The sequence below is a fragment of the Geobacillus sp. FSL W8-0026 genome (assembly GCF_037966255.1).
Lineage (GTDB): Bacteria > Bacillota > Bacilli > Bacillales > Anoxybacillaceae > Geobacillus > Geobacillus icigianus.
The window spans coordinates 3,146,893-3,158,729 of record NZ_CP150194.1; the positions used below are offsets into that span (position 1 = coordinate 3,146,893).

The following is an 11,837-nucleotide window of genomic DNA, read 5'->3' on the forward strand; positions in this document are numbered from 1 at the left end:
AACAAGCGCGATTTTTAGGCCGGCTTGGCCGCTCGCCTATGCCTTTTTCGTCTCTTTGCTTGTTTTTTGCGCATGCCGCTCAGCAAGCGTCTCCAGCACCGCGTCAAGCGGCAGTTTTTGCTCGCGCAACAGCACAAGCAAATGGTACAACAAATCGGCCGCTTCCCATTTCAGCTCCTCGTGGCTTCGGTTTTTCGCCGCGATGATCACTTCGGCCGCTTCTTCGCCGACCTTTTTCAAAATTTTATCGACGCCTTTTTCAAACAAATACGTCGTATACGCTCCTTCCGGCCGTTCGTCGTCGCGCTGGGCGATGATTTGTTCCAGCTCATGCAAAATCGCGAACCGGTCGGCCGCCGGCGTGCGCGCTGCGCCGTCAAGCGCACGGGAAAAGCATGAATACGTCCCCGTGTGGCACGCCGGACCCGCCGGTTCCACCAACACGAGGAGCGTGTCGGCGTCGCAGTCGTAGCGGATGTCGACCACCCGCTGCACGTTTCCGGACGTCGCCCCTTTATGCCACAGCGCTTGGCGCGAGCGGCTGTAAAACCACGTTTCCCCCGTCGCGAGCGTTTTTTCGAGCGACTCTTTGTTCATATAGGCGAGCATGAGCACTTCTTTGCTTTGCGCGTCTTGAACGATGGCGGGCACCAGCCCGTTGTCGTCAAAGCGAATGTCGGCTGTCATCGCACGTTCACCCCTCTTTCTTTCAAGTACGCCTTCACTTGACCAACCGATGTTTCTTTGTAATGGAAAATCGACGCCGCCAGCGCCGCGTCCGCTTTTCCTTTTTCGAACGCTTCCCAAAAATGCTCGGCCTTGCCGGCGCCGCCCGAGGCGATGACCGGAACCGGGACCGCTTCGCTCACCCGCCGCGTCAACTCGAGGTCAAAGCCGTTTTTCCCGCCGTCGGCATCCATGCTCGTCAGCAAAATCTCCCCAGCGCCAAGGCGCACCGCTTCGTTCGCCCAAGCGACGACTTCCCATTCTGTTGCGTTGCGGCCGCCGTGCGTATAAACGCGCCAAGAACCGAGCGCCTGGTCGTACTTTGCATCAATGGCGACGACGATGCATTGCGAGCCGAAAAAGTCCGCCCCTTCGGTGATCAAAGCGGGATGGAGCACCGCGGCCGTGTTGAGCGACACTTTGTCCGCCCCGGCGCGCAACATGCGCTTCATGTCATCAAGCGAATGAATGCCGCCCCCGACCGTAAACGGAATGGCGAGCTGGGCGGCAACGCGCTCGACGACATCGACCATCGTTTTCCGCCCTTCGTGCGAGGCGGAAATGTCCAAAAACACGAGCTCGTCCGCTCCTTGCTCATCGTACGCCTTCGCCAGCTCGACCGGGTCGCCGGCATCGCGCAGCTGGACAAACTGCACCCCTTTGACAACGCGGCCGTCTTTTACGTCCAAGCACGGGATGATGCGCTTCGTAATCACCGCTCGTTCACCGCCTTCAGCGCTTCCGCGAGCGTAAATTGATTGGTGTACAGCGCCTTGCCGACGATCGCCCCGCCGATGCCTTGACCGGCGTATTCGCGAAGCGCGCGCAAATCGTCGAGCGAGCGCACGCCGCCGGAGGCAATCACTTCTTTTCCCGTCGCCTCCGCCAGCCGGACCGCCGCAGCGATGTTGGGCCCCGACAGTGTGCCGTCGGTGGCAATATCGGTGAAAATAAACGTCTCCGCCCCCGCCTCGGCAAGCATCCTTCCGAGCTCTTCCGCTTTCACGTTCGATGTTTGCACCCAGCCGTCCGTCGCCACGAAACCGTCGCGGGCGTCGATGCCGATGGCGATCCGGCGGCCGTATTTTTTCAACATCTCTTTCACAAACGGCGGGTCGGCAATGGCCGCGCTTCCTAAAATGACACGGGCGACGCCGCGCTCCAAATAGTAGGCGACATCATCCTCGGTGCGAATGCCGCCGCCGACTTGGACGTTCACTGGAAATCGGCGGGCCGCTTCAATGACAAACCGGTCGTTGACGCGCCGCCCTTCTTTCGCCCCATCTAAATCGACCATATGAATCCACTCCGCCCCTTGGGCGGCGAACTGTTCGGCCATCGCGACCGGCGAATCGCCGTACACCGTCTCTTTATTGTAATCGCCTTGCAGCAGGCGGACGCATTTATCGCCGCGCATATCGATCGCCGGATAAATCGTAAACGATGCCATCAGCCATTCCCCCTTCCTGTGGCGATGCCGACATAGTTGCGCAAGATGTGCATGCCGACCGCGCCGCTTTTTTCCGGGTGAAACTGTGTGCCAAACACGTGGCCGCGCCCAACGACCGCCGGGACGTCGACATCGTATTCGCTGCTGGCGAGCACGACCTCTTCGTCGCCCGGGACGACGTAATACGAATGGACAAAATACACATGCCCTTCCTCGACACCATCAAGAAGCGGCGATGGACGATGAAAGCGAAGCTGATTCCAGCCCATGTGCGGCACTTTGTACGGCTCGCCGTCGTCCGTCACGCCCGGAAAGCGGACGACGCGGCCGCGAAGCAGCCCGAGCCCTTTTGTCGGCCCGTTTTCCTCGCTTTCGTCAAACAACAACTGCATCCCTAAACAAATGCCGAGCAACGGCGTGCCGTTTTCAGCCGACGCGCGGATGAAATCGGCCAGCCCGGTTTCACGCAAAATGTGCATCGCATCGCGGAACGAGCCGACGCCGGGCAAAATGAGCCCGCACGCCTGCGCTAGCTCCTCGTTGTCACCGCTCACGATATACGGACAGCCGAGCCGCTCGAGCGCTTTGCTGACGCTGTATAAGTTGCCCATGCCATAGTCGATGATCCCGATCATCGTCATCCCATTCCTTTCTTCGCTGATCCATGCCCATCCCCTTGTTCAATAACGGTATGGCGGCATCCTTTTTACGGCGCTCCTTTCATGCGCAAACCTCTCCTTGGCATCCGGTCGCCTTCCCTGCACCCGCGGAGCTTTTCCCATAGGAAGCGCCGCCTCGATCCGGACACCTTCCCTGCGCTCGCGAAGCTTTCCCCACAGGAAGCGCCGCCCTCGATTCGGACGCCTTCCCTGCACCCGCGGAGCTTTTCCCATAGGAAGCGCCGCCTCGATCCGGACACCTTCCCTGCGCTCGCGAAGCTTTCCCCACAGGAGCGCCGCCTCGATCCGGATGCCTTCCCTGCGCTCGCGAAACCTTTCCCCACGGGGAGCGCCCCCTCGATCCGGTCGCCTTCCCTGCATCCGTGGAACTTTTCCCCACAGGAAACGCCGCCCTCGATCCGGATGCCTTCCCTGCGCTCGCGAAACCTTTCCCCACGGGGAGCGCCGCCTCGATCCGGACGCCTTCCCTGCGCTCGCGAAGCTTTCCCCGCAGGAAGCGCCGCCTTCGATCGGTTAGAGCATCCCTTTCGTCGATGGGACGCCTTTGACGCGCGGGTCGACCATCGTCGCTTCATCGAGCGCCCGTCCGAGCGCTTTAAACACCGCTTCGATCATATGGTGGGTATTGCGCCCGTAATGAACGATGACATGCAAGTTCATCCGCGCCTCTAGCGCCAGCTTCCATAAAAACTCATGCACAAGCTCGACATCGAACGTGCCGACTTTCGCCGCCGGAAATTCGCCGCGAAATTCCAAATGCGGGCGGTTGCTTAGATCAATCACGACTTGTGCCAGCGCATCGTCCATCGGCACAAACGCGTGGCCGTACCGCTTGATTCCTTTTTTGTCGCCGAGCGCTTCTTTGATCGCCTGTCCGAGGCAAATGCCGATATCTTCGGTCGTATGGTGATCGTCAATATGCGTATCGCCTTTCGCGTCAACAAACAAGTCAAACTGGCCGTGTTTCGCAAACAAATCAAGCATATGGGTCAAAAACGGCACGCCGGTCTCGAGCTCCGTCTTCCCTTCACCGTCTAGCGAAAACGTCAGCTGAATGCTTGTCTCCTTCGTCGTTCTTGCGATCGTCGCCTCTCTCGCCATTATCGTTCCCCTCTTTCTCGTTTCAGCCGCATCTCAATGGCGCGCGCGTGCGCCTCCAGCCCCTCGAGGCGGGCAAACGCGGCGATTTTGTCGCCATGTTGTTTCAAGGCGGCTTCACTGTAAACGATCACGCTTGATTTTTTCACAAACTCATCGACGCTCAAGCCGCTTGAGAATCTGGCCGTGCCGTTGGTTGGCAGCACGTGGTTCGGCCCGGCGAAATAGTCGCCGACCGGCTCAGAGCTGAAGCGGCCAAAAAACATCGCCCCGGCATGGCGAAGTTTCCCTAACAGCGCCATTGGATCCGCCGTCATCACTTCCAAATGCTCGGGCGCCAGCTCATTGACCGCCTCAACGGCCTCATCAAGCGTCTCGGTCACATAAATGGCCCCGTAGGTTTCCAGCGCCGCTTGGGCGATCTCGCGGCGCGGCAGCGTCTCAAGCTGCCGTTCCACCTCGCTCGCCACCGCCAAGGCGAGCTTCATTGACGGCGTCACCAAGATGGCTGACGCCCGCACGTCATGCTCGGCCTGTGACAACAAATCCGCCGCAATCTCATCCGGGCGGGCCGTCTCATCCGCGAGCACAACAATTTCGCTCGGCCCGGCGATCATGTCGATCGCCACATGCCCGAACACTTCCCGTTTCGCCAACGCCACATAAATGTTGCCCGGTCCGAAAATTTTATCGACCGGCCGAATCGTTTCCGTTCCATACGCCAGCGCCGCGATCGCCTGCGCGCCGCCGACTTTGTAAATTTCCGCCACCCCAAGTTCATACGCCGCCGCCAGCACCCCAGCCGGCAGCGTGCCGTTTTTGTTTGGCGGCGAGGTGATGACAATCCGCTTCACTCCCGCCACTTGCGCAGGAATGACGTTCATCAGCACGGACGACGGATAGGCGGCCGTCCCGCCCGGCACATACAGCCCGACGGCGTCAAGCGGCGTCACCTTTTGCCCGAGAATCGTGCCGTCTTCGTTCGTCATCCACCATGATTGGCGCTTTTGCCGCTCGTGATAGGCGCGAATGTGGGCCGCCGCTTCGCGAATGATCTCCAGCGTCTCTGCGCTCATGGACGCATGCGCGCGCTCCATTTCCGCTTCCGTCACCCGCAGCGAATCCAGCGTGACGCCGTCAAACCGTTCCGTATATTCTTTCAGCGCCGCATCGCCCCGGGCGCGCACCGCGGCGATGATATCGAGCACGGCTCGGCGCTGCTCCTCCGTTCCGCTTTCAATCGTCCGCCTTAGCGAGACGCCGCCTTGGATTCGTTCGATTTTCATGGCTTTTCTCCTTTCCATCCGATGGCTTTTTGGACGCTTTCCCCGTCTTTTGCGTCTCTCGTCTATGCACCGTTCCGTTTGCCTCACCGCTCGGGAATGACCGCCGCGAGCCGATCGACCAGCCGCTCGATCTCCCCGCTGTTTAACCGGTAGCTAGCCGGATTGGCAATCAGGCGCGACGTCACCTCGGCGATTCGTTCAAGCTCGACAAGCCCGTTTTCTTTCAACGTCCGCCCCGTGGAAACGATGTCCACAATCCGGTCGGCTAGACCTATGAGCGGAGCGAGTTCAATCGATCCGTTCAGGCGGATGATTTCCACTTGCTCGCCTTGTTCGCGAAAATACGTCGACGCGATGTTCGGATATTTCGTCGCCACCCTTGGGGCGATTTCATTCATCTTGACGCCGGGCAGCCCGGCGACGGCCAGATGGCAGCGGCTGATGCGCAAATCGAGCAACTCATAGACGTTTCGTTCTTCCTCCATTAAGACATCTTTTCCCGCTATGCCTAAATCCGCCACCCCGTGTTCCACATACGTCACCACATCCATCGGTTTCGCCAAAATAAAGCGCATTTGTTCCTCAGTGACATCAATGACGAGCTTGCGCGATTCGGCAAACTCCGGCGGCAGCGCATAATCCGCTCGGCGCAGCAGCTCGACCGCCTCGTCAAAAATGCGTCCTTTCGGCATCGCAATCGTCAGCATCCCGTCTTCCTCCCTGCTTGTCGTCATGCGTCAGCGCCACGCTCTCGCTAACGCCCCTTCCGTCAAACCGCCATCCCTTTAAAGATTGCGGCACGCCCGTCCGCAGGTGCGAACCAGCGGGTTGAATGGCTGTTGTCCGCGTTCTCCCACGTCGTGACGCTCATTGCCCCTCGCGCCCGCTTCGGCCAAGCAAATAGACGATCGACCGATAGCGCTGGCTGTAGGCGTCAATATCGCGAATGCCGGCGATATGCTGCAAGACGACGCGGCGCCCTTCCGCCCGTTTCGCCTCGGCGAGCTCGACCGCCTCCGCCAACCGCTCTTGGCTGAACACGATGCACTCGATCTCCTCGCGCACATCCGTCTCGCCAACCGCCTCGATCAGCCGATCGATGCGCAGGCCAAACCCCGTCGCCGGCGCCGGGCGGGAAAACTTCGCCAGCAACTCATCATACCGCCCGCCGTTGCCGATCGGGAATCCCACTTGCTCGGCGTACACTTCAAACAAAATGCCGGTGTAATAGCTCATATGGCTGACCAACGCCATATCGAGCTTCACCGCCTCGGCCACCCCATACGTCTCAAGCGCCGCAAACAGAGAGGCCACCTCATCGGCGGCTTGCTGCCCTTCCCCGCTCGAAGCCAGCGCTTTCGCCGCTTCGATCGCCTCGCGGCCGCCGCGCAAGGAAAGAAGATCCAACAGCCGCTTTTGATCGATCGACGAAAGCGGCAGCGACTTCACATGCTCGCGATAGCCGACATAATTTTTTTCATATAAGAAGCGGCGCAGCACACTCGCCCGCTCTTCATTCCCTAAAATCTCCAAAAAGAGCGCATTGACATAACCGATATGGCCGATGGCCACCGAAAAGCGGCCAAGCCCTACGCGCTTCAGCAGTGCGGCCATTAAGCTGATCACCTCGGCGTCGGCCGCCACCGTGCCATCGCCGATCAGCTCGACGCCGATCTGCTCAAACTCCGCTGGCCGCCCGCCTTCGCGCTGCTGGGCGCGAAACACGTTGGCGTTGTACGCCAACCGGAGCGGGTTGCCGTCCTCATACAGCCTTGACGCCGCCACGCGGGCGATCGGCGCCGTCATATCGGGCCGCAGTACGAGCGTGTGCCCTTGCTGGTCCAAGAGCTTAAACAGCCGATGATCGGCGATCGCCGACGCCGCGCCGACCGTTTCATAATACTCAAGCGTCGGCGTTTCGATAAACTCATAGCCCCAGCGCTCGATTTCTTCCGCCATCACCGAGCGCACCTGCTTTTTCATTTCATATAAAAACGGCAGCGTATCGCGCATGCCTAACGGTTTCTCAAACATGAACAGCCTTTTTGCCATGTCCCCACGCCCTTTATCAAAATACTTTAGTTTGCTAATATGGTAGAGAAGTGAAGTTATTAGTAGTTTACTCCTTTGCGGCCATAGCGTCAAGAGGAAACGCGCCATCAACAACAAATCGGTTTGGAATCGGGATGACCGTGACCAATTCAGGCACATCATACAGCACATGCTCGGTAAGGAAAAACTGGGCAAGCGTCGAAAAGGGAGGCTTATCACTGTCCAACTCGATCGGCTGCAGTCGAAATGACTCTTCGTTTCGGTTCGGGTCGATTGGCGGTGGTTGGAAAAACGAACGTTGATACCACTTCATCATCATATTTGCATCCTTTTTACGTAAAATATAGATCAAAGGCTAGACTCAAGATACCCCATATTTCATTCTAAAAAATCAGTGTTGACGCGCCATGTCAACTTCGTGATGTCCTCCCGCATGACGGAGACAGCCATCAAGGACATCCATGCAGGGTGTTGTCGATCTCACACCAAAAGGCAGTGGCCATTCCAAACCAAATGCAGCCTATAAGCAAAATTCGCATTTTCAAACCTAAAAAAGCAAAGGACGGCGTTTTCAAATTAACAAGCGAACAAATGGACCTGATTGACGAAAAAATCTGTAGGATGTACACTAAACTTAGAGAAGATCCAGAAAACCGTTCTTGACACTTCTGTCAAATTTTCTTTTCATAAGATTCGGAAAACAAGCATACGATAAATAATGCCCTTTGAGTTCCTTGAACTCAAGTGCGGCCAAAAATATTTTTTAACTGAACGCCGCATGTGCGGTCCAAAAGGAAAAGCCGTCCCGTTGTGGGACGGCTTTTTACGTGTTTCGCTGACTTTGCATCTTGTGAACTCTCCCTTATACACCTTCACCGAAAGTTGTTATTCCCATTCTCACCTAAACAGGTTAGACATGAAAAGCCCAATATCGTTTATCATATAGGCATGTACATGCGACGAGCCACACGCAAAAACAAAGACGGAACGACCGTAGCGTATCTCCAGCTTGCTCACAACGAATAGGATCCGAAGGCCAAATGGACGAAAGCGAAGGTGATGGGGATGGGAGGAATTTTGTTTGCCTAGTGATCGTCGAACTCAGGTAAACAATTCCCTCACTTTTTCTGGCCCCTCATTTTTCCAAACCAAAACCCGCCCCGTTCAATCGGAAGGCGGTTCGTTCGTGCGAACGATGCGCATCGGGCAGCCCGCGGCCACCGCCCCGGGCGGGACGAAATGATAAGCTATTCCTTGAATCTCAAGTTGTTTGTAAAACGTGATAAATCAACATTCCTTTCAATTGAAGGAATCGTGATCCGATATATGAGGTAACCAAATTGTCCCCCCAATGTGTTCAATATCACATCATCGACATCTACTGCTTTATAATGATAATTTAATATCAAAGAAATGAAAAACTGCATAGATTCAATCATGAATGAGCATAAACAAACAATGAAAGATACTCTTTTAAAGCTATTCACTCTATAAAATAAAAGTGGCAGATATATTCCTAGAGGAAGTAGCAACAAAAAGTTGCCCCCAATTTGTGCGAAACCTGTTCCAATTGAGTGTAACGATAATATTTTAATAATAGATAAAAAGGGAACGAAATTTATTGAGCTCTCGATATGACTTGCTTTTAAGTCATGTAACAACTCCTTTTGGAAGGGAATGGGGAACAAGGTAATACCAATAACAACAACAACATGGATGTAAAAAATAACAAAAATTAAACTTTTAGAAAATGGTATATTTTTATAATTTCGTCTAATAAGCAAAACAACTAAAGGAATAAAAAACAAGAAAACTATTGGGATATCGAAGGTTAACAAACAACTCCCCCCAAACATCGTTTTTTATTTTACTGCAGGGACGATCAAATGCTTTTTCCAGCAGACGAAAGATCAACTGGAGCTTATGCTATCGGATTCGCCACATTTGGGCGGTGAAACGGTATGGAGCAGTGGTGCTGTCCTCTTGCGTGTACAACATTGCCGAATCTCAACAAATCCTTTCCGCTGGACTGGAGCTTCTTTGGTCGCGGAAAGATTTCACGTCGTCGGGTTCATTGGTGACCGCGCAATGCAAAAGATTCCCATTGAACAGCTCCATGTCGCCAAAGGGATCCTATTAGTCTTTTTAATCGCAAAAATTATTGTAATAAAAAATCAATTTATCTCTATAAAAAGGAATATCTGCATATATTGTAAAATAAAATAAAGAATAAAATCAACAATTTTTTGTTCTGCCACCTAAAGTTTCATATTTTCATCATTGATCCTATATAAATCCGACTGGAAGGTTTAACTTATAGGGGACAAAAAACAGACTCTCTGTTTTTTCGTTTCTTTCATTTTTTCCTATTTCAAAATGGAAAACCGCCCCCGTTACTCGGAAGGCGGTTCGTTCGTGCGGACGATGCGCATCGGGCAGCCGGCGACCATGGCTCCGGGCGGGACGTCTTGATGGACGATGGTGCCGGCGGCGACGACGGCGCGGTCGCCGATCACGACGCCGGGCAAAATGGTCGAATTGGCGCCGATCATCACCTCATCGCCGATCACCACATCGCCGAGGCGATATTCGTCCACTAAATATTCGTGGGCAAGAATCGTCGTGTTGTAGCCGATGACGCAGTTGCGGCCGATGCGGATTTTTTCCGGGAAGAGAATATCCGGCATGACCATAAAGGCAAGCGCCGTTTGCTCGCCGATCTTCATGCCGAGAAACGTACGGTACAGCCAGTTTTTCAGCGGCAAAAACGGCGTGTAGCGCCCGATTTGGATCACGATCACGTTTTTCAGCACTTTCCAAAACGAGACAGTGCGGTACAATTGCCAGAGCGAGTTCGCCCCGCAGACGGGGTATTTGGTCGTTCGTCTCACCGGGAGGACGCTTCCTCCTTCCGTTCGTTGATGCCGACAATGGCCAGCAAATCGCTCATTTTTTCCAACATATAGTCCGGTTCATATTGTTCCAAATACCTGCGCCCTTTAATCGCCCAAGCGACGCCGGCCGTTTTGACACCGGCGTTTTTGCCGGCCAAAATGTCGTGGTAGTTGTCGCCGACCATCAGCGCTTCGTCCGGTTTCGACTGAAGCGCCTCAAGCGCCTTATGAATCGGTTCGGGGTCCGGCTTAGGGCGGCTGACGTCATCAAGACCAATGACGCATGAGAAAAACGGCTCAAGCCGCGTTTTTCGCAAGCCCATGAGCGCCGTGTCATGCATTTTCGTCGTTACGACGCCAAGGCGAAATCCATGGCGGTGCAGCGTTTCGATCGTCTCATACACCGTGTCAAACTCACGGATCAATTCGTCATGGCGAGCGTGGTTGAACGTGCGATACGTCTTCACCATCTCCTCAACCCGCTCCGGATCGAGCGAGCTGAACGTCTCATACAGCGACGGGCCGATGAACGGCAAGACGTCCTCACGCCCGTAGCGGCCCGGATAATATTTCTCCAGCGTATGCAAAAACGACTGGATGATCAGCTCATTCGTATCAATCAACGTTCCGTCAAGGTCAAATAAAATCGTGCGAATCGTCATGATGCGGCTTCCTTTCTCATCGGGTGTTCAAAACGGCGCCAAAGGAATGCGACCGCCATCGTCAACAGCACGGCCGTAACGAGGCGAATGACCAACAACGGCCAGACCGGGATGCCAAGTGGAACGAAAATGAGCGTGTCCTCGACAACGGCATGGCAAGAAACGAGAAAAATAAACGCCAACGTCAAATCGCGCTTCGAGACGCCGTCTTCTTTCGCCGCCTGAATCATCACCCCCGCCCCATACGCGAGGCCGAACACAAAGCCGGCCGCGAGCGTGAGCGACGTGTTCGTGCTCATGCCGAGCATCTTGGTCACCGGCGCCATCCAGCGCGAAAACGTCTCAATCCAGTGGCGTTCTTTCAACACTTGAATGATCGTCATTAGCGGAATAACAATCGCGACCAGCTGCACGATGCCGGTGGCCGCTTTTTTCAGCGCCGCCAACGCGATCGCCCCCCAGCCGACCGGCGGTGCAGCCTCATGTGTTATAAAGCCGTATTGGGCGGCCTCATGCCCCCCGTCCCATAAATGAGCGATCAGCAACCCGGATACAACGGCCAAGCCAATGCGCACGGCGAGCATGAGCCAAACGCTCATTCCCGTGCGCGAGGCGACGGAAGACTCGACGATCAAGTTATGGGAAAAAGAAAGCATGATCGCCAAAATCAATACTTCTTTCACCGTAAACTCAATCGTCAGCATCGCCCCGATCGCCGCGTACAACCCGAGCAGATTGCCGAGCACCAGCGGCACGGCCGCATCGCCGGATAAGCCAACCCACTTCATCAGGGGAGTGACAAAGTCGATCAGCCATGAAAATAAAGGCGTCGGCTGCAATAACGCCAAAACGAGCGTCACCGGAAAAATGATTTTGCCGAGCGCCCATGACGTCTTCAACCCGGCGATGACGCCGCGCTGCAATGTTCCGATCATATCTCCTCTCTCCTTCGCTTGTCTTCATGCCGCCGTGCGGCCTTTTCGCCGCCC

At 55.3% G+C, this 11,837-nt stretch carries 13 protein-coding genes and 1 pseudogene; 1 reads left to right on the forward strand and 13 read right to left on the reverse strand.

Annotated elements, in window-relative coordinates:
* Positions 1–36: 36 nt before the first annotated feature.
* The 10 genes from hisIE to NST29_RS15880 all read right to left on the reverse strand — a co-directional run bounded on the left by hisIE (position 37) and on the right by NST29_RS15880 (position 9,148).
* Positions 37–687, reverse strand: coding sequence for a bifunctional phosphoribosyl-AMP cyclohydrolase/phosphoribosyl-ATP diphosphatase HisIE (gene hisIE / locus NST29_RS15835; protein ID WP_033021520.1), 651 nt, complete (start codon positions 685–687; stop codon positions 37–39).
* On the reverse strand, positions 684–1,442 hold the full coding sequence (gene hisF, locus NST29_RS15840) for an imidazole glycerol phosphate synthase subunit HisF (RefSeq protein ID WP_033021521.1): 759 nt from the start codon (positions 1,440–1,442) through the stop codon (positions 684–686). Before hisF ends, hisIE begins: the two co-directional genes overlap by 4 nt.
* Positions 1,439–2,176, reverse strand: a complete 738-nt coding sequence (hisA, locus tag NST29_RS15845) for a 1-(5-phosphoribosyl)-5-[(5-phosphoribosylamino)methylideneamino]imidazole-4-carboxamide isomerase (RefSeq protein WP_033021524.1) — start codon at positions 2,174–2,176, stop codon at positions 1,439–1,441. Before hisA ends, hisF begins: the two co-directional genes overlap by 4 nt.
* A complete protein-coding gene (gene hisH / locus NST29_RS15850) occupies positions 2,176–2,817 on the reverse strand; it encodes an imidazole glycerol phosphate synthase subunit HisH (protein WP_033021527.1) in 642 nt (213 codons plus the stop codon). Before hisH ends, hisA begins: the two co-directional genes overlap by 1 nt.
* Before the next feature lie 552 nt (positions 2,818–3,369).
* On the reverse strand, positions 3,370–3,957 hold the full coding sequence (hisB, locus tag NST29_RS15855) for an imidazoleglycerol-phosphate dehydratase HisB (protein WP_031407121.1): 588 nt from the start codon (positions 3,955–3,957) through the stop codon (positions 3,370–3,372).
* Positions 3,957–5,240: a histidinol dehydrogenase gene (hisD, locus tag NST29_RS15860; protein WP_033021534.1), complete on the reverse strand. Its 1,284-nt coding sequence runs from the start codon at positions 5,238–5,240 to the stop codon at positions 3,957–3,959. The genes hisB and hisD overlap by 1 nt, the downstream gene beginning before the upstream one ends.
* An 83-nt stretch (positions 5,241–5,323) precedes the next feature.
* The gene (hisG, locus tag NST29_RS15865) at positions 5,324–5,947 is read right to left on the reverse strand and encodes an ATP phosphoribosyltransferase (protein WP_033021543.1); all 624 of its coding nucleotides are present in this window, start codon (positions 5,945–5,947) and stop codon (positions 5,324–5,326) included.
* 160 nt (positions 5,948–6,107) lie between these two features.
* Positions 6,108–7,292: an ATP phosphoribosyltransferase regulatory subunit gene (locus NST29_RS15870; protein WP_033021536.1), complete on the reverse strand. Its 1,185-nt coding sequence runs from the start codon at positions 7,290–7,292 to the stop codon at positions 6,108–6,110.
* Between the two features lie 67 nt (positions 7,293–7,359).
* Complete coding sequence (locus NST29_RS15875) at positions 7,360–7,608, reverse strand: hypothetical protein (protein WP_033021539.1); 249 nt, start codon at positions 7,606–7,608, stop codon at positions 7,360–7,362.
* Positions 7,609–8,539: 931 nt separating this feature from the next.
* Positions 8,540–9,148, reverse strand: coding sequence for a VanZ family protein (locus tag NST29_RS15880; protein WP_227456669.1), 609 nt, complete (start codon positions 9,146–9,148; stop codon positions 8,540–8,542).
* Positions 9,149–9,170: 22 nt separating this feature from the next.
* Here NST29_RS15880 and NST29_RS15885 point away from each other — a divergent pair.
* Positions 9,171–9,401: pseudogene (locus NST29_RS15885) on the forward strand (IS701 family transposase); the annotation flags it as partial.
* Positions 9,402–9,685: 284 nt separating this feature from the next.
* Here the strand turns inward: NST29_RS15885 and NST29_RS15890 are convergent.
* Genes NST29_RS15890 through NST29_RS15900 form a run of 3 tightly spaced genes read right to left on the reverse strand, consistent with a single transcriptional unit; the run spans position 9,686 to position 11,783 of the window.
* Positions 9,686–10,183, reverse strand: a complete 498-nt coding sequence (locus NST29_RS15890) for an acyltransferase (protein WP_033017782.1) — start codon at positions 10,181–10,183, stop codon at positions 9,686–9,688.
* Positions 10,180–10,848, reverse strand: a complete 669-nt coding sequence (gene ppaX, locus NST29_RS15895) for a pyrophosphatase PpaX (protein WP_033017784.1) — start codon at positions 10,846–10,848, stop codon at positions 10,180–10,182. Before ppaX ends, NST29_RS15890 begins: the two co-directional genes overlap by 4 nt.
* Positions 10,845–11,783 carry a nucleoside recognition domain-containing protein gene (locus tag NST29_RS15900; RefSeq protein ID WP_033017785.1) on the reverse strand — a complete coding sequence of 313 codons (939 nt, stop codon included), beginning with the start codon at positions 11,781–11,783 and terminating at the stop codon, positions 10,845–10,847. The genes ppaX and NST29_RS15900 overlap by 4 nt, the downstream gene beginning before the upstream one ends.
* Between the last annotated feature and the right edge of the window lie 54 nt (positions 11,784–11,837).